Annotated in this window: 14 protein-coding genes and 1 pseudogene; 12 read left to right on the plus strand and 3 right to left on the minus strand. The window is 56.6% G+C overall.

Annotated features, from left to right (window positions below; all coding sequences use genetic code 11):
* The first annotated feature begins 170 nt into the window (after nucleotides 1–170).
* The 5 genes from ACQ4N8_RS18100 to ACQ4N8_RS18120 all read left to right on the plus strand — a co-directional run bounded on the left by ACQ4N8_RS18100 (nucleotide 171) and on the right by ACQ4N8_RS18120 (nucleotide 5,990).
* Nucleotides 171–626, plus strand: a complete 456-nt coding sequence (locus tag ACQ4N8_RS18100) for a MarR family winged helix-turn-helix transcriptional regulator (RefSeq protein ID WP_430705755.1) — start codon at nucleotides 171–173, stop codon at nucleotides 624–626.
* Nucleotides 627–655: 29 nt separating this feature from the next.
* A complete protein-coding gene (locus ACQ4N8_RS18105) occupies nucleotides 656–1,897 on the plus strand; it encodes an MFS transporter (RefSeq protein ID WP_430705756.1) in 1,242 nt (413 codons plus the stop codon).
* A gap of 137 nt (nucleotides 1,898–2,034) precedes the next feature.
* On the plus strand, nucleotides 2,035–3,612 hold the full coding sequence (locus tag ACQ4N8_RS18110) for a spore germination protein (RefSeq protein WP_430705757.1): 1,578 nt from the start codon (nucleotides 2,035–2,037) through the stop codon (nucleotides 3,610–3,612).
* A gap of 10 nt (nucleotides 3,613–3,622) precedes the next feature.
* Entirely contained in the window at nucleotides 3,623–4,867 is a 1,245-nt protein-coding gene (locus tag ACQ4N8_RS18115) for a Ger(x)C family spore germination protein (RefSeq protein ID WP_430705758.1), read from the plus strand.
* Nucleotides 4,868–4,883: 16 nt separating this feature from the next.
* Entirely contained in the window at nucleotides 4,884–5,990 is a 1,107-nt protein-coding gene (locus ACQ4N8_RS18120; protein WP_430705759.1) for a GerAB/ArcD/ProY family transporter, read from the plus strand.
* A gap of 34 nt (nucleotides 5,991–6,024) precedes the next feature.
* Here ACQ4N8_RS18120 and ACQ4N8_RS18125 read toward each other — a convergent pair whose 3' ends face one another.
* On the minus strand, nucleotides 6,025–6,879 hold the full coding sequence (locus ACQ4N8_RS18125; protein ID WP_430705760.1) for an SDR family oxidoreductase: 855 nt from the start codon (nucleotides 6,877–6,879) through the stop codon (nucleotides 6,025–6,027).
* Nucleotides 6,880–7,035: 156 nt separating this feature from the next.
* A complete protein-coding gene (locus ACQ4N8_RS18130; RefSeq protein ID WP_430705761.1) occupies nucleotides 7,036–7,215 on the minus strand; it encodes a hypothetical protein in 180 nt (59 codons plus the stop codon).
* Nucleotides 7,216–7,558: 343 nt separating this feature from the next.
* On the opposite strand from ACQ4N8_RS18130, the pseudogene ACQ4N8_RS18135 reads away from it, so the two are divergent.
* Nucleotides 7,559–8,716 (plus strand): annotated as a pseudogene (locus tag ACQ4N8_RS18135) (glycosyl hydrolase family 8); the annotation flags it as partial.
* A 12-nt stretch (nucleotides 8,717–8,728) separates the two neighbouring features.
* Complete coding sequence (locus tag ACQ4N8_RS18140; RefSeq protein ID WP_430705791.1) at nucleotides 8,729–9,139, plus strand: discoidin domain-containing protein; 411 nt, start codon at nucleotides 8,729–8,731, stop codon at nucleotides 9,137–9,139.
* A 70-nt stretch (nucleotides 9,140–9,209) separates the two neighbouring features.
* Here ACQ4N8_RS18140 and ACQ4N8_RS18145 read toward each other — a convergent pair whose 3' ends face one another.
* Nucleotides 9,210–12,563, minus strand: coding sequence for an SNF2 helicase associated domain-containing protein (locus ACQ4N8_RS18145; protein WP_430705762.1), 3,354 nt, complete (start codon nucleotides 12,561–12,563; stop codon nucleotides 9,210–9,212).
* A gap of 205 nt (nucleotides 12,564–12,768) precedes the next feature.
* On the opposite strand from ACQ4N8_RS18145, the gene ACQ4N8_RS18150 reads away from it, so the two are divergent.
* The 5 genes from ACQ4N8_RS18150 (at nucleotide 12,769) to ACQ4N8_RS18170 (ending at nucleotide 17,263) form a co-directional block, all read left to right on the plus strand.
* Nucleotides 12,769–13,458, plus strand: a complete 690-nt coding sequence (locus ACQ4N8_RS18150; protein WP_430705763.1) for an FHA domain-containing protein — start codon at nucleotides 12,769–12,771, stop codon at nucleotides 13,456–13,458.
* Between the two features lie 29 nt (nucleotides 13,459–13,487).
* Entirely contained in the window at nucleotides 13,488–14,477 is a 990-nt protein-coding gene (locus ACQ4N8_RS18155) for a glycerophosphodiester phosphodiesterase family protein (protein WP_430705764.1), read from the plus strand.
* A 283-nt stretch (nucleotides 14,478–14,760) separates the two neighbouring features.
* Nucleotides 14,761–15,705, plus strand: coding sequence for a hypothetical protein (locus ACQ4N8_RS18160; RefSeq protein WP_430705765.1), 945 nt, complete (start codon nucleotides 14,761–14,763; stop codon nucleotides 15,703–15,705).
* 78 nt (nucleotides 15,706–15,783) lie between these two features.
* Complete coding sequence (locus tag ACQ4N8_RS18165) at nucleotides 15,784–16,542, plus strand: ABC transporter ATP-binding protein (RefSeq protein WP_430705766.1); 759 nt, start codon at nucleotides 15,784–15,786, stop codon at nucleotides 16,540–16,542.
* On the plus strand, nucleotides 16,514–17,263 hold the full coding sequence (locus ACQ4N8_RS18170; protein ID WP_430705767.1) for an ABC transporter permease: 750 nt from the start codon (nucleotides 16,514–16,516) through the stop codon (nucleotides 17,261–17,263). The genes ACQ4N8_RS18165 and ACQ4N8_RS18170 overlap by 29 nt, the downstream gene beginning before the upstream one ends.
* The last annotated feature ends 5 nt before the right edge of the window (nucleotides 17,264–17,268 follow it).

The following is a 17,268-nucleotide window of genomic DNA, read 5'->3' on the forward strand; positions in this document are numbered from 1 at the left end:
AGATGCAGTTCCCCTTCAAGTCGTTTTAAGGTAGTGTATTCTCGCCGGCGCGGATGGGAAAAGATGATTACCCAACCGGGTGACAAAATAGTCATCGGTTGGTTTGACATTACTAGTTGACTATCATATAATTGCAAAGACAACTAATTGTAGAGGGGATGGCGAATGTCATGGCGGCTGAACCGCAATCCGACTTGGCCGTTGGTTTTATCATGGGCGTGGCTTACCGGAAAATCGCTTCCTTGCTGCAGCATCGGCTGAAGAGCTTCGATATCACGCCTGAGCAGTGGTCGGTTCTGAATCAAATCGATCAAGCGGATGGATTGATCCAGAAGGATATTGCCGACCGAACGGGGAAAGACAAGCCGACGACGACCCGCATTATCGATCTCTTGGAGAACAAGGGACTGGTGCGCAAGCAAACGGGGAAGCAGGATCGAAGGTCTTTTCTCGTCTACAGCACGGAGCGGGGCCAAGCGTTAATCCGGGAAACGGAGCCAATCGAGCAAGGGGTTACCGAGGAAGTGAAGCGGATCATGAGCCCGGACGAATACGGGAAGCTGTTGGAACTGCTTCAACGGATCAATAAGCACCTTAGCGATCAAACGGACCTTGACCCTTCATAATGGATAATATCGGAAACAGGAGAGGTAAGATGACACGACAACATGAATCGAACCGGCTTTGGACGAGATCGTTTATTTCTTTGACGATCTCTGCTTTTTTGTTGTTTTTGAATTTGCATATGCTGCTGTCGTCGTTTTCGTCCTACGTTAAAAATGAATTTTCCGCCAGTGACCTGGAGGTGAGCCTGGTCACCAGCGTATTCGCCGCATCGGCGATCCTTACCCGATTTCTCGCCGCTGCGCTGCTGCGAAGAGTGTCCCCGAATTCGCTGCTATTCGCCGGCCTGGTCATAGCCGGGGCCATGACCGCGCTTAATGGCGAGGCTGGTTCTGTGGCCGGTTTGCTGGCGGTCCGGGCCGGGTACGGGATCGGTTTCGGTATCGGCAGCACGATTTTGCCGACGCTGGTATCGCGAATCATTCCGCTGCCGCGCATGGGGGAAGGGATCGGGTATTTCGGTTTGTCGAGCAGCCTGGCCATGTCGGTCGGGCCGATGATCGGCTTGAACGTGATGCGGCAGTTGGGCTTCGGTACGCTGACGATTGCAGGCGCGGCGGCCGTGCTGCTGCTGATCCCGCTGCTGCTGTTGAGCCGGGCGCTACCTCGCGTTAGACGTCCGGCCAAGGTGACGGCTGGAAAGCCGAGGTCTGACGCCGATACCCCCAAAGCCAAAGCGCCAACACGCCCTCCGTTTAATCGGCTGCTGCTGTTTCCGGCCTCTCTAAACGTATTATTATCGATAACGTACAGCGGGCTGTTGAGTTTTATCGCGTTGTACGGCGAATCTGTCCATTTGGAGCAGGTCGGGTTGTTTTTCCTGTTCAACGCCGTCACCGTCGTTATCGTTCGCCCGATTTCCGGCCGGATCTTTGACTCGCGCGGCCATGCTGCCGTGCTGATCCCGGCGGCATTGATCGTCGTTGCGAGCATGCTGGTATTATCCTTTGCAAGATCGATGCCGATGCTGATAAGTTCGGCTTTGCTGTACGGTTTGGGCTTCGGGGCGATTCAGCCGACCATTCAGGCCTGGATGCTGCGTACCTGCACGCCCGAGCAATATGGATCAGCTAACAGCATGTTTTATAATTCGACGGATTTGGGCGTAGCCGTAGGCGCCGTCATTCTGGGCGCCATCGCCTCGATGACCGACTATGCGATGATGTACAGATATTCCGCCGGATTTATGGGTGGGTTCCTGTTGGTCTATCTCGCGATCCAAGCGACAAGCCGTACCCGTGGGATGGTGCAAGGAACCGCCTGCGACGAATAAGCGGCAGTGCCCGATCCGGAAAGCTCAAGCTATCGGCTTGGGCTTTTTTTTCGTTTTGATCCGTGTACGTTTCACAGGCGCATACAAAATTTGGATATGGAACATATTACAAATAGTTTAGGAGTCGGAGGCGCGTGATGAGAAGAGCGAAACGAAATCGACCACACCATACCCGACACAAGTTGTCACCTGATTCCGCCAAGTCGGGAAGCAAAGGCGAGGCTTCGGATCGGCCGCTTGAGCCGTCTCTTGACGAGAAGGTCGCTTTGATCAGGGAAGCCTTGGGGAACAGCCCGGACGTCGTCGTCCGTAAGCTCGTCGGCCGGGAATCGGGGAGAGCGGATCTCCTCGTTTGCTATATCGACGGCTTGGTGGATCAAAAGCTGTTAAGTGAACTGATCGGCGATATCGAAGGCGGCATCCCGGAGGAATGCACGGAACATCCGGCCGGGGAGCTAGCCAACTCGATTACTACGGGCAATGTGCAGCAGGCGAGCTCCCAGGGAGAGATGATCGCCGGGATTTTAGCGGGAGCGGCGGCCGTTCTCATCGATGGCGTGCAAGGGGCGCTGATTGCTTCCATTCCCGGGGGCTCCCGGCGGTCCGTCGAAGAACCGTCCTCCCAGACGGTGATCCGCGGTCCAAAAGAAGGTTTCACGGAAGAGTTGTCCACGAATATGGCGCTGCTCCGCAGAAAGCTGAGAACGCCGGATTTGCGGTTCGAAAACCGGATCATCGGCTCGTACACGCAAACGCGGGTGGTAGTTGCCTATATCCAGGGAATCGTCCATCCCCCTGTACTGGAGGAAGTGTTGAAGCGCCTTGATGCCATCGATACCGACAGCATTCTGGAAAGCGGCTATATCGAGGAATTTATCCAGGACCGCTCGTTTACGCCGTTCCCGACGATCCTGAACACGGAACGGCCTGATGCCGCCGCGGGAAGCTTGCTGGAAGGACAGGTCACCATCCTGGTCGACGGCAGTCCCTTTGTTCTCATTTGTCCGGTGACGTTCTTTAAGTTCTTTCTGTCCAGCGAGGACTATTATCAAAGGTATGACATCTCCTCGTTTTTGCGGAATATCCGCTTATTTGCCTTTTTGGTCGCCATGCTGCTTCCGTCATTCTATATCGCGGTAACGACATTTCACCCGGAAATGCTGCCTACGACGATGCTGATCAGTTTGGCGGCCCAGCGCGAAGGTACGCCGCTTCCGGCGCTGCTGGAAGCGATGTTGATGGAAATCACGTTCGAGGTGATTCGGGAGGCCGGGGTGCGCATGCCGCGAGTGGTCGGGCCGGCTATCTCGATCGTTGGCGCCTTGGTCCTTGGCCAAGCCGCCGTTCAAGCCGGGCTTGTATCCGCAGCCATGGTCATTATCGTATCGTTTACGGCGATCGCCAATTTCGTCATCCCGACGTTCGGCATGTCGGCGGCGGTGCGCTTGATCCGATTCGGCCTGATGCTTCTGGCTGGTAGTTTCGGGCTTTACGGCATTCTTGCAGGCGTGATACCGCTAATGGTTCATCTCGTTTCGTTGAACTCGTTCGGGGTTCCCTATTTCCTCCCGATCGCGCCGCTCAGCCTATCCAACATGAAGGACGTGTTTATCCGCGTGCCTTGGCCGAAAATGAACAAACGCCCATCGTATATCAATCTCGAAAACAAAGTGAGACAAGGCCCCGGCCCGGACGAGGGCAAGATTGAACCGTAGGAGAATGCCAATGCGCCGTTTATTGTTGTGCTGCGCCTTCGTGATCATATGTTTTGCCGTGTCCGGCTGTTGGAACCGCATGGAGCTGAACGAATTGGGCATCACCGTCGCTACGGGCTTCGACCGCACCGGAGACGAATGGGAATTGTCCTACCAGGTCATCGTCCCTTCGGCGACCGGCGCGAGCCAAGGCGGAGGAAGCACCGGCGGAGGCTCACAGCCTAGCGTTTACGTGTTCTCCACGAAAGGGAAGACGATCCGCGAAGCGGCCGACCGCGGTTACGTGGAGAACCCGCGGCGGTTGTATTTCGCTCATACGGACATTCTGGTGATCGGAAAAGAAGCGGCCGAGTCGGGAATCAGTCAGATCCTCGATTTGTATTTCCGCAACATCGACGCCCGCGAAACCGTGCTCGTCACCCTTACGGACGGGAAAGCAGGCGATATTTTACGCAAAATGGTGCCTCCCGAGAAAATCCCGGGGACGGCCTTGGCCGATATTTTGCGGAAACAAAACAGTTTTTCCTCGTATTTCCCCGTCGTCAAGGTATACCAATTGGCGCAAAAACTGGTCTCGGATGCAAAAACGGCCGGCGTACCCGAGGTTATCGTCACGGAAGGGAATGCGAAAGCGCTGGAGTCTTTGGACATTAACAAAACGACCTCCCCGCCCGTCAAAATGAAGCTTAACCGTTTAGGCGTGTTCCATGGCGACCGGTTGGTGGGATACCTTAATCGTAATGAAAGCTTCGGTATCGCCTGGCTAACGGATCAGGTGAAGGGGAGCACCATTTCGTTTTCCTGCTCCGGCGGCGAGGCCAAGGAGACGGATGGGACCGTTCGGATCACGAGCACAAAGACCCGGGTGACCCCGGTCAAGGCAGGTGCGCATTTCAACATGCGCGTCGAAACGGAAGCAAAAGGCGATTTGCTGATGGAATATGTGTGCCGGGAAGATCTGTCCAAGCCCCATAGCATTCGGAGTATCGAAAAAGCGGTGGCGGCGGAAATCGTGGAAGCGATCGAGACGGGGTGGGAAGCAAGCCGGAAGCTTCGGGTCGATTTGCCCGGATTTGCCGATAAAATTCATCGCAACGATCCTAAGGCTTGGAAGGAGCTGCAAAAAAACTGGGACGAGGAACTGACCCGGATCGATTTGGAAATTCGGGTGAAGGTAAGAATGCAGCGGCCCGGTTTGACCAAGAAATCGTTCGATTCCGTGCTGGATCGGACCGGGGCGGGGGACGGTCCATAAGAAAGAGGGGAAGGTCATGAAATACGAGAAAAGCCGGCTTGCCGAGTTTCTTGCCGGCTTCGCGCTGTTTGAAATCGGCAGCACCACGTTGTTCCAAATCGGCACCGAAGCGAAGCAGGATGCCTGGCTCGTTATGCTCATCGCCGCGATTGCGGGCTTGCTGTATCTGCTGCTGCATTTGGCCATTCATCGCCGCGATCCGGAGCGGGATTTGTTCGAGCTGTGCCGGGTCTATTTCGGCAAGGCAGCGGGCACGGCCATCGGCGGTTCGTTTGCGGTTTACTTCGCCTACGAGGCTTCCCGCAACCTTAGGGATTTAGGCGAATTGGCCGCCTATATGCTGTTGAATCGAACGCCGCTGGGGGTGATCATGCTGATCGCCATTCTCGTGATCGCCAACAGCGTCAGGTACGGGCCGCATGTCGTGTTTCTTTGCTGTCTGGCCTTGGTCCCGTTCATTGTGGTGAGCTATTTGCTGCTAGTTTCGATGATTGCCGGCGTAGGCTTGGTTCGTTTCGAGAACATGCTTCCCGTCCTGGAGAACGGATTCCGTCCGATTTTGAAAAACATTCCCGACGTCATTTCCTTCCCGTTCGGGCAGACGGTGCTGTTCCTGGTTTTTTTTCCGTTAATCCGCAATGGGACAAAAATGCGAAGGTCGCTAGTGCTCACTTATTGGTTGACGGCCCTTTTCCTGATGGCCGTCAACCAAATAAACGTACTGGTGCTGGGGCCGACGCTCGCCGATACGGTGACGTTCCCGCTATTGCAGGTCGTTCAACTGATCGAACTGGTCGAAGTGTTCGAAAGAATGGACATTTTATTCGTAATCGTCCTCTTCATCGGACTGGGCACCAAGCTGCTCCTGTTTTACATCGGGGCAGTCGTGGGAGGGTCCAGAATCTCCGGCACCCCTTACAAAAGGTGGGTTGCTCCGGTTGGAATGGCCATTTACGGCGCATCCTTTGCTTCCCCCAATTTCGCACATCATTTGTGGGTAGGCATCGACGTGGTCCTGAAATGGTTCCCGATCTTTCAAATCGGGTTGCCGGCGCTGTTATTCATCCTGATGCTGATCCGCAAAAACAAGCGGAAGGAGGAGGAAGATCGGAGGATCGCCTGAATCTCCCCGATGCCAGCCACCCCGTCCAACCAATTCATTTGCCTTTGCGCGTCAGCTCGGACAGCCGGTCCCACTGCTCGCCCGTAACTTCGGCGAGATCGTTGAATTGACCGGCGCCCCGCAGCCATTCGCCGCCGTCGATCGTGACGACGTCGCCGTTGATGTATCCGGCGGCGTCTGAGACGAGGAAGGCGGCCAAGTCCGCCAGCTCTTCCGGGCGACCGGTGCGGCCGAGCGGGACGCGTCCCAGCATTTTCGCCTCGAGCTCCGGCGTAGGGGAGAGCCTGGACCAAGCGCCTTCCGTCGGAAAAGGGCCGGGGGCGATGGCGACCTGACGGATGCCGTACGGCGCCCACTCGACGGCCAGCGAACGGGTCAAGGCCAGTACGCCGGCCTTGGCGGCCGCGGACGGAGTGACGTAACCCGAGCCGGTCGAGGCGTAGGTAGTGACGATGTTCAGTATCGTCCCCGGCTCCCCGTGATCGATCCAGCGTTTGCCTACCTCCAGTGTCATGTAAAATGTCCCGTGCAGGACGATGCCAAGCACCGCGTCGACGGCCCTTGGCGATAAACGCTCGGTCGGACTGATGAAGTTGCCGGCGGCGTTATTGACGAGTATGTGCAAAGAACCGTAGTGCCGCCAAACCGCCTCGACGCATTCCCGTACCTGCTCGGGATCGCGAACATCGCAGCTGCGGCAAAACACCTCGCCGCCGCTTTCGGCCATCTCTTCGGCAGCTGCACGCAATACGTCTTCGCGCCGACCGCAGATGGCAATGCGCGCGCCCAACCGCAGAAAACGTTCGCCCATCGACCGCCCAAGCCCCGTGCCTCCGCCGGTAATCAGAACCACTTTTCCTTTCAACAGGTCTTTCGCAAACGCTTCCATAGATTCACGCTCCCTGATCAGTTTTGGCAATAACCCCATTCTGCTACAAGAGTATTCGCGATCATCCGCAATTATCCTGTTGCTTTGCCAAGACCCCGGCGAATAAAAATCCGCAGCAGCCTGATCGGCCCTGCGGATGCATTAATGGAAGGTGCGTTAATTTGCGGAACCGGAATCGGTAAACGGCACCGGTTTGGCTACCCATTCATCGGCTTCCGGTTCGATGTCTACGCCGTTTTCCATCTTCTTTTTCTCTGCGAGCGAGTCGCCTTGATGATCCATTTTATTGCGCAGCTTGGATTCGTCGCGGGATGCTTGCCCATTCTGATGTTCCATGTTGATCCTCCTTAGGTCTGTGCTTTTGTGGTCATTTTACCTTATTTATCGTGTCCCGATCGGAGCGATTACAAACATCATGTTTCACTGAGGGCCGATTCGGTTTATATTGATACTGGTTTGTAATAAAATACAATTAAGGACATCCTTGCCGCTTCACTTCCCGTAGTTCCGACGTAAGACGAAAGCCCGATTTGCACTTTCGATTCGAGGAGGAATGATGATGCAACGAACAAGGACAAAGGCTGCAAACGCAGCCGGTAAGCTTCAAAGGGTTTGCCTGTATTTGCTGTGCCTGATCCTGTTAACCCCGCTCGGGGCACTGGGTCCGGCGGTACCGGCCTCCGCTGCCGGAGAACTGAAGCCTTTCCCGCAACAGGTAAGTTATCCGGGCGTTATTAAGCCCAGTCACGTCACCCAAGCGGCGATGAACCAGGCCGTAGCTTCCTACTACGATTACTGGAAAGTGACCTACCTCAAGAACAACCTGAATTCTTTGCCCGGCGGGTATTATGTCAAAGGAAATATTACGGGCGATCCCGACGGCTTCGTCGCACTGGGGTCCTCCGAGGGCCAGGGTTACGGGATGATCATTACCGTCCTGATGGCCGGCCACGATCCGAACGCCCGGGCGATTTACGACGGATTGTTCAAAACGGCTCGCGCTTACAAAAGCTCGGGCAATCCCAACCTGATGGGCTGGGTCGTAGCCGACAGCAAAGCGGCGCAGGGCCATTTCGGGTCGGCCACCGACGGCGACCTAGACATTGCTTATTCCTTGATTTTGGCCCATAACCAATGGGGATCCGGCGGAGCCGTCAACTATTTGCAGGAAGCCAAGAAGATGATTACGGACGGCATCAAAGCCAGCTACGTGACAACCGGATACCGGCTGAACCTGGGAGATTGGGATGCGAAGGATGCGCTCAATACCCGCCCTTCGGACTGGATGCTCAGCCATCTGCGCGCCTTCTACGAGGTCACCGGCGACGAAACGTGGATTCATGCCATCGATAATCTATATCAAATATACCAGCAGTTTAGCGCTTCCTATTCGCCAAACACCGGGCTGATTTCCGATTTTGTCGTCGGCAGTCCGCCGAAACCGGCTCCGGAGTGGTATCTGGACGAATTCAAGGAAACGAACCTTTATTACTACAACGCCAGCCGGGTTCCGCTGCGCATCGTGATGGACTACGCTTTATACGGCGATTCGAGGGGGAAAGCGATCGCCGATAAACTAACCGCTTGGATTAAGGGCAAGACCGGCGGTTCGCCGGCCAACGTCAAAAACGGCTACAAGCTGGACGGAACGGCCGTCGGAGGATACGCGACGGCGGTATTCGTCTCGCCGTTCATCGCTGCGGGAACCGCCGACAGCAACAACCAGGCGTGGGTCAATGCCGGTTGGGATTGGATGAAGAATAAGAAAGAGGATTATTTCAGCGACAGCTATAATTTGCTGAACCTGCTGTTCATCTCCGGCAACTGGTGGAAGCCAAGCAGGGAGACGGTGCCGACGGCACCGAATTTGGCTTTGAACAAGCCGGCCGCATCCAGTACGATCGAAGGCGTCGGCTTTGAGCCGGAAAAAGCGGTGGACGGCAACAACATGACCCGATGGGCGGGCCATGAAGGCACCGATCCGGAATGGATTTACGTCGACCTCGGTTCGGTTCAGCCGATTACCGGCGTCAAGCTTCGCTGGGAGGACGCCTACGCCACGCGGTACAAGATCGAAATTTCTACCGATAGCGGTTCCCCGGAGCATTGGACGGAGGTCTATTCCACCGCAAACGGGAACGGGGGCTTCGATGAAATTCCGCTGACGCCGCAGCCCGCCAGGTACGTCAGGATGCTGGGCCTGGAGCGGGGAACGCCTTACGGTTACTCGCTGTACGAATTCGAGGTAACCGGCCAATAGCCGCCAACAAACGAACGGAAAGTAAAGAAGAGGACTTTCTCCGCAGATCGCAGCGGAGGAAGTCCTCTTGTCATAGGTCCTGGATCATCAGAATTTCGCGGATTTCCTGCTCGGTCAACGCCGACAACGTTTCCTGGCCCGGCTTCAGCACTTCTTCGACGAGGTTCTTTTTCTTCTGCTGAAGCTCGTACATTTTGTCCTCAACGGTGCCTTGCGCGACGAGACGAATCACCTGGACGATGTTTTTTTGCCCGATCCGGTGGGCCCGGTCGGCCGCTTGCTGCTCGACGGCGGGATTCCACCACAAATCGTACAAGATAACGGTGTCCGCGCCGGTCAGGTTCAGGCCGGTGCCGCCGGCTTTCAGGGAAATGAGGAACAGATCCCGCTCGCCTTCGTTGAACCGGTCGCACAGCTCAACCCGGTCGGCCGAGGGGGTGCTTCCGTCCAGATAGAAGAACGGCATCCCCCGGTACCCGAGCTCGCGGCCGATCAATCCGAGCATCTCCGTGAACTGGGAGAAGATCAGCACGCGTTTGCCCGCGCTTTGGCATTCCTCGATCATCTCCATCAGTTGATCGAATTTGGCGGAGCCCCCTTCATAGCCGTCCACGAAAAGGGCAGGGTGGCAGCAGAGCTGGCGCAGCCGGGTCAAGCCGGCCAAAATGCGGATACGGTTTTGGCCAAAGGTATCCGCGTCCAAATGCTTTAATGTCTCCTGCTGCAGTTTCGCCAAATAAGCGAGATACAGCTTCTTCTGCTCCGGCAGCAGCTCGCAGGGCTGCAAGGATTCGATTTTGTCCGGGAGCTCCTTAAGCACGTCGCGCTTTAAGCGGCGAAGCAGAAACGGGCGGATGCGCTTGGCCACCGTCTCCCGGGATAAATCGTTAAACGCCTGGCGGCTTGGAAACAATTCCGGAAATACCGCACTGAAGATCGACCATAGCTCCTCCAGCGAGTTTTCCACCGGCGTCCCGGTCAGCGCGAATCGATGTCTGGCTTGCAGGCTTTTGACCGCTTGCGCCGTTTGGGTGGCATGATTCTTGAAGCTTTGGGCCTCATCGAGAATCAGCGTATGGAACGACAGCTCCGCAAACTGTTCGATATCGCGGCGCAGCAGGGGATACGAGGTGATGATCACTTCGGCGTCCGACGCCTCGCGCAGCGTACGAACCCGCTCGGCTTTGCCGCCGTCGACGATGACCGCTTTGATGTCAGGCGCGAATTTCGTCAGTTCGTTTCTCCAGTTGTACATCAGGGAGGCGGGGGCGACGATCAAAGCCGGTTGACCGGTGTCAGTGATCTCCGGCAGCACCGACACGATGAAGGCAATGCTTTGCAGCGTTTTGCCGAGTCCCATGTCATCCGCCAGAATCCCGCCAAAGCGGTAATGGGCCAGCGTTCTCAGCCATTGGTAGCCGTGCGCCTGATAATCCCGGAGCACGGAGGCGAGCAGCGGCGGAACGGGAAAGTCTAGGTTATCGGGATTTTGCAAATTATTCAGCAGTTGGCGGAACGATTTGCCGAGTCTCACGGCTCCGTTTGGCTCACGGTCATCCTTGATATGCAGCCCGCGGATCACCGGCAGCCTGAATTCCGGTCCTTGGACTTCGCTTTGGCGAATGCCGAATTCGTTCATGAAGCTGACGATCTCCTGGAATTCAGCGCTTTCCAGCGGCATTAACGATCCGTTCGGCAAGCGGTAAAACCGGCGTTTCTCTTCCAGCGCCTGCAGCAACCCGCGGATTTCGGATTCGCCGATCCCGGACATGCTGAAGCGGAATTCCAGCCAGTCGGTCCGCTCGTCGAGCTCCACGGATATTTTCGGGGGTCTCAGGTCGGTGATGAGCCTCGTTTTGACGGCGGAAGTGGCATAGATTTCGAGATGCTTTTCCAACTCGGGGACGACCGCGTACAAAAAGTCGTATTCCGCCTCTTCGTCGTCGAGGAAATAACCGCTTTCGGTCTTCGCAAACGAGCCGCCGTCCATCAGGTCGAGGATCAGACGCTCCCGCTCGCCGTCGCGCAGCAGAATGAGGTCGGTCCCCCGCTTCGGGCCGTGCTCTTCCAGCGGATTAAACACGATATCCCCGTATTGGAATTCCAATGCGGCAAGCAGCCGGTCCTTGATCCGGTCGAGGTACAGCCGGGCTTTGAGCTGGGTGCGAACCATTCGCCCGGCGACGGTTTCCTCGATTTCCACGTGCCCGAGCTTCATCAGTCCCGGTAGCACCCGTTCGACGAAGGGCTCGATTTGCTCGGGCGGAATCATGACATGCTGCTTGCGGGCCGTGCTCAGCATATGCTTCATTTCCGCGAGCCGGCGGGTTTGCGCCGGCGGCTGCGCGATGATCTTCCCCTCCGACAGGACGACGCCGTAGGCTTCCATGACGGTCACGTCATCCAGACCGTGAACGGCGAACTGAAAGCCGTCGCCTTCGGCTTGTCCCAGGTCGAACCGCAGCGGCAGCGGCTCTTTCGACACCGTCAGCTCTGGCCAAATCCGGCCATCCTGCTCCAGCAGTACGATGGGGGCCTCCGTAAGCAAAGGCAGCAGCCCGTCCCAGAAAAACGGCGGCACTGGCAGCAGCCGATCCCCGACGCCATGGTGCTTACGCGCCGAATATCCGCTAAGAGTCTCTTGATACATCTGCTCATTGCGCTGGATCTCTACCAGCTTCTGCAAGATCGCTTCGTCCGCCGGAGCAAAGCTGTGCCGTTCCGGATCGTAGCTGAAATGCTTGGAGAAGCTGTAGGGCTCGCGCCGGTGAATTTTATCCAGAAAATCCCGGATGTTCTTGACGATATACAGCCGTTTCTGGCCGACCTTCAGCTCGAGGCCGAACATGTATTTGCGGTAACCGTAAGGAAACGGGCGCAGCGTGAATTCGGCTTCGAGCGGCGTTCGGCGATCGAAGCGGACTCCGGCCCGCAGCGGCGGCTGGTCTTGCTCTTCGAACAAGCGCATCATGTCGCGGGTGATCCAGATGTCCCGGGAAGGGATGTCGCCGGCTTTGCCCTTGGGAGCGGCGGTTCGGCCGCCGCTCCAGAAATCGCCGTTCGCGCCTTGCCCTTCCTCGTTCAGACGGGACGTGTGGAGCAACGAAGGGTAGGGCCGTACCGGCGCCTTGCCGTTTTGCAGCATGTCATGGATGCCCAGCAGTACCGCGGCGATATGTTTGCAGTAATTGTTGTAGGAATAAAAAGCCGGGCAGTTGCATTCCGCGTGCACGTCCCCGTGTTGATCGATTTGGGCCGATACATGGTAATGGCCTGCTCCCGACACCGTCGCTTCATAGACGCGGGAGCCGTGATCGATCCGCAGAAAGTTCACTTTGCCTGTCCGGTAGTAAGCTTCTCCCCGTTCGTAGGCGATCCGGCCGCATAACAATTTAATCACGCGCTGCGTTAACTGAAAGCTCATAGTTCGTTTCCTTTCCTCTGTTCGTATTTCCGTTCGGTTTTGATCCTCATCCTATGATAACAGAAAAGCCCGGATCGAAAAATGAGGGGGTGCTCGCCCCCGTTTCATCAGCCTGTTGTGAGGATAATGTCAGTCCGGTTGCCATGTTCTTCGCCCTTCCATTAAGATAAGATGATGAAGTGATCGCAAATGGAGGGAAAACAGGATGGAGACTTTTGCCTGTATTTATATTCTTCGCGGGGATCCGTACCGCCCCGGTACCTGTCTGAATCTGGAGCAAAACGTGACTGAAGTCGGGCGCGCCTCTTCGGACACTGTGCCGGATATGGCTTTTACGAACATTTTTATTTCCCGGAGGCATTTGGCTATCCGGAAGGAGGAGGGGCGCGCGGTCGCCTATGATTTGGGCAGCCGTCACGGCACGGAGCTGAACGGGGTGCGGATGATCCCGCACGCGCCTTACGTGCTGGAAACGAACGATATCCTGAAGCTGGCGCGGGGCACGAGCGTGCTGCATTTTTCTTATTCGCCCGGGGAGCAGACGCTGGAGTTTGAGCCGTTCGGCGCCTTGACGCAGCCGGAGGAGACGATGTCGGGTTCGGTGACGATCCACTGGGAGAAACGGGAATGCGTAGTGGACGACGTCCGGATCGCGATGTCCGAGAAGGAGTTCTTGCTGCTGCAACTGCTGCACGAGCATCCGAACCGTCTGGTCACGATCCGGGATATCAAGCAAAAAGTGTGGTACGACCGCAATGCCGGCCCGGACGGGCTGCCTGACGTGACGATCGACGAACTGACGACACTCATCTACCGGATTCGCAAAAAATACGGGCGCGACACGTTCCAGATCAATGCGATCCGGGGCAGCGGATATATTTTAGAAAAAGAATAGGAGCTGTGCCGTAAACGGGGGGAACCGGAGTGAACTTATTCAAAAAACTGCTTAGAAGAAAATCGTTTTGGATATTGCTGGTCTTTATAGCATTCATCTATTTGAACAATACGTCTCATCTTGCAACTGCACGCAGCGGGGGAGCCAAACTGCTGGCTCACCGCGGACTGGCTCAAACCTTTCCGATGGAGGGAATCGAAAACGATACCTGCACCGCCGAGCGGATTTATGAACCGGAACACGAATTTCTGGAAAATACGCTGCCGTCGATGGAGGCGGCCTTCAAGGCTGGCGCGGATATGGTGGAGCTCGACCTGAAGCCGACCAAGGACGGGCAGTTTGCCGTGTTCCATGATTGGACGCTGGACTGCCGCACCAATGCCGTGGGTATGACGAAAGATTATACGATGGCCGAGCTGAAAATGGTGGACATCGGCTACGGGTATACGGCGGATCAAGGGAAAACGTACCCGTTTCGAGGCAAAGGCGTCGGATTGATGCCGTCTCTTCCGGAGGTTCTGAGCCATTTTCCCGGCAAAACGTTCCTGCTGCACATCAAAAGCGACGATCCCAGTGAGGGCAAACAGCTGGCGGACTATCTTTCGACGTTAACGAAGGAGGAACGCGATTTGCTGACCGTTTATGGCGGAGACCGGCCGATCGCGGCCTTAAAGGGGCAAATCCCGGATCTGCGGGTCATGTCCAAAGCGACCCTCAAGCAATGCCTGCTATCCTACGAGGCGTCCGGTTGGACGGGGTACATTCCGGAGGCTTGCCGAAACACCGAATTGCACATCCCCGAGACAATCGCGCCGTGGATCTGGGGCTGGCCGGATAAGTTCCTGAACCGGATGGATCAAGCGAATACCCGCGTGATTGTTGTCGGCGATGACGGCAGCGATTTCTCCAGCGGCTTCGATACGGCGGAGGACCTGAAGCGCCTGCCTGCGGATTTCTCCGGCTGGATCTGGACGAACCGGATCGACCGGGTCGCGGCAACGGCGAGAAGCGGCGATTGACGATTGGGAACGATTTGCGGCAGCCGCTGGCTCAAGTGGCAGAACTCAGTCCGACATATTTTGCGGAAATGAATAAGAAGAAGTAGTGAATGGATCCACTAGCCGACCCTGAGTCAAGCATAGCGACTTGGGGTTGGTTTTTTTACACTTTTTTTAGATTTTGTTTAGAAGCGTTTTAGACCTGGGAGCTAAGCTTAAATAGAGAAAGCGCCGGTGCGTGCCGGCTGGCCGGGCTTTCCGCATGTCCGTAGGACAAAAAAACAAGCGGGAAAGGAAGAAGAAGATGAACAAAAAATGGATCAAGCGGGGAACCGTGTTCGGCGTTGGAGCAACTTTGCTGCTGGCCAGCGGTTTGTCCGCCATGGCGGGAACCTCCGGGTACGAAACGTACAAATCCGCGATCAAGCATACTTATGCGGCGACGAGCTTTACCAACCAGGGCAGTATCGTAGTGACCGACAACGGCAAGAAGATTTTGAGCGCCGACCTGGAGATGAAGCTGAACAAGGAGACGAATGCGATGAGCGGAGAGGTGGCCGTGACCGGAACGTCGGAAACGAAATCCTTCCAAATCTACAAACAAGACGGCAAGATGGTATTCGCCGGCGATGACTCGGAGGTCTATCGTGTCCTTCCGCTCAGCCAAGAGGAGCGAAGCTTCGAAGATCGCGACTCCCAGCCGCCGCAGCACGCGGAGCAACTGATGGAGGCCTTGATGGGCAACCTGAAGGATTTGGCGACGGTCGAAGAGCTGCCTTCCGGCAATAAGCAGGCTTCCCTGCATTTGTCCGGCAGCCAAATTCCGGCGATCGTGCAGGCCGTGGGTTCCATGGCGGCAGGCCATATGACCTCGGCCGACCGGATGGCGGCAGATGGAGGATGGAATATGCCTATGGGCCATGGCGGTGCTATGATGTCCAACGACGAGGATATGATGAAGATGCATCCGTCGCTGGCGGATTTCGACTTCCCGGCGTTAACGGATGACGTGAAGGTCGAGGACATCCGGATTGACGCGGAGATCAGCCCGGATCAATACGTGGAACAGCAGCAAGGGCAGATCAAGGTGAGCGGAACCGATGCCGAAGGGAACCGGCACGAGCTGGTGATCGCCATCGATTTCGATTTGTCCGGCTTTGGCCAGACGACGCCCGAAACCGTGGATCTGACCGGCAAACAAGTGGAGACGATCGAGCGGGAAGCGCATCATCCGCATTGGCAACGCTAGGCAGAGAACGCTAGGAAGAGGTTGGAACGCCGGGCTGCGGCCCGGCGTCATTCTCTATGACAGAAAGGAGCAAGACCGATGGAGGCTATCTTGGAAGTCGACCGGGTGACCAAACGTTTCCGGAATCAGCGGGGAATCAACCAAATCAGCCTGGACGTGGGCGAAGGCGAAATCATGGGGATGTTCGGGCAAAACGGAGCCGGCAAAACGACGCTGTTGAAAACGATCACCGGGTTGTGCCGACCCGATGAAGGGACGATACGCTTGTTCGGGTATGATTTGGTTGCGCAGTTCGAGCAGGCGATGCATCAGGTCGGCTGCGTGATCGAAGCGGCGGACGCCTACGACTATATGACCGGGAAGCAGAACTTGCGGCAGGCGGCCAGATATTATCCGCAGCTGTCGCAGTCAAGAGTGGACGAAGTGCTGGAGCAAACCGGCCTTGCGCCTTACAAAAACGAGCGGGCCAAACATTATTCGCTGGGGATGAAGCAGCGGCTGGCGTTGGCTGCGGCCCTCCTGCCGAATCCGAAGCTGGTCATTCTCGACGAGCCGACCAACGGGCTGGATATTGAAGGCATGGTGGAACTGCGCCAAACGATCGAACGGCTGGCCCGCGAAGCGGGGATCGGTTTTCTCATCTCCAGCCATATGTTAAGCCATCTGGAGCCGATCGTAACGAAGATCGGAATTATCCATCACGGCGACCTCGTGCGCTGCGGCAATCGATTCCAATTGGTTCCGCCGGGAATGCCGCTCGAGGATTACTACCTGGAAGCCATCCAGGCGAAGAAGGGAGCTGAAGAACATGGGCAGTTTGCTGGCAAGCTGGCATAATGAAACGGAGAAGCTCTGGTTGCGGAAAAGAACGAAGGCCATGCTCGGGCTGGCGGTCCTTGTCCCGATCGTGATCACGCTCGCGGTCACCATCCTCGACCGCGCGGTCGGATTCACCGCGGTGTTGGGCGGCCAGGTATCCGTGCTTACGCTGAACCTGTTGACCGGGTTGTTGCTGCCGCTGTTTTTGTTTATGTCGGCCGTCGACTTGTTTACCGGGGAAACGGCCGCGCGTACGATGAAGCTGACGCTGGTGCGTCCGGTAACCCGCGCGAAGCTGTATGCGGCGAAAGCGCTCGCCCTGGTCTCGTCCGCTGCGCTCATGTTGGCCGCCGCATGGATCGCTTCTTCGGTTTGCGGCTTCCTCGTCCCGTCCGCCGATCCTTTGCAAGATTGGGCCGACGGTTCGATCGCCTTCGCGGTATCCGTAATGCCGATGCTGGCGGTCGGGCTGATTGGCGCGTGGATCGCCCTGTATTTTACGAACAGTGCGGCGGCGCTCGGCTGCATGATGCTCGTTTATGTTGCCGCCAAGCTGCTGCCGGTCCTCTATCCGCCGCTGGCCTTATGGTCGCCGTTTTCCTATACGGATTGGCATACGTTGTGGTCCGGAGACGGAGCGCCGGCGGGCAAGCTGCTGCAGTCGTTTTTCATTTTGCTCGCTTATAGTATGATGGCATATGTAGGCAGCGTCTCCCGCTTCGAACGCAAGGCATTTTAGCAAAC

The organism is Paenibacillus macerans (assembly GCF_050565405.1).
GTDB classification, from domain to species: domain Bacteria; phylum Bacillota; class Bacilli; order Paenibacillales; family Paenibacillaceae; genus Fontibacillus; species Fontibacillus macerans_B.

Coding starts and splice junctions, on each gene's coding strand:
- ACQ4N8_RS18100 (WP_430705755.1), top strand. CDS start 171: ATGGCGGCTGAACCGCAATCCGACTTGGCCGTTGGTTTTATCATGGGC.
- ACQ4N8_RS18105 (WP_430705756.1), top strand. CDS start 656: ATGACACGACAACATGAATCGAACCGGCTTTGGACGAGATCGTTTATT.
- ACQ4N8_RS18110 (WP_430705757.1), top strand. CDS start 2,035: ATGAGAAGAGCGAAACGAAATCGACCACACCATACCCGACACAAGTTG.
- ACQ4N8_RS18115 (WP_430705758.1), top strand. CDS start 3,623: ATGCGCCGTTTATTGTTGTGCTGCGCCTTCGTGATCATATGTTTTGCC.
- ACQ4N8_RS18120 (WP_430705759.1), top strand. CDS start 4,884: ATGAAATACGAGAAAAGCCGGCTTGCCGAGTTTCTTGCCGGCTTCGCG.
- ACQ4N8_RS18125 (WP_430705760.1), bottom strand. CDS start 6,879: ATGGAAGCGTTTGCGAAAGACCTGTTGAAAGGAAAAGTGGTTCTGATT.
- ACQ4N8_RS18130 (WP_430705761.1), bottom strand. CDS start 7,215: ATGGAACATCAGAATGGGCAAGCATCCCGCGACGAATCCAAGCTGCGC.
- ACQ4N8_RS18145 (WP_430705762.1), bottom strand. CDS start 12,563: ATGAGCTTTCAGTTAACGCAGCGCGTGATTAAATTGTTATGCGGCCGG.
- ACQ4N8_RS18150 (WP_430705763.1), top strand. CDS start 12,769: ATGGAGACTTTTGCCTGTATTTATATTCTTCGCGGGGATCCGTACCGC.
- ACQ4N8_RS18160 (WP_430705765.1), top strand. CDS start 14,761: ATGAACAAAAAATGGATCAAGCGGGGAACCGTGTTCGGCGTTGGAGCA.
- ACQ4N8_RS18165 (WP_430705766.1), top strand. CDS start 15,784: ATGGAGGCTATCTTGGAAGTCGACCGGGTGACCAAACGTTTCCGGAAT.
- ACQ4N8_RS18170 (WP_430705767.1), top strand. CDS start 16,514: ATGGGCAGTTTGCTGGCAAGCTGGCATAATGAAACGGAGAAGCTCTGG.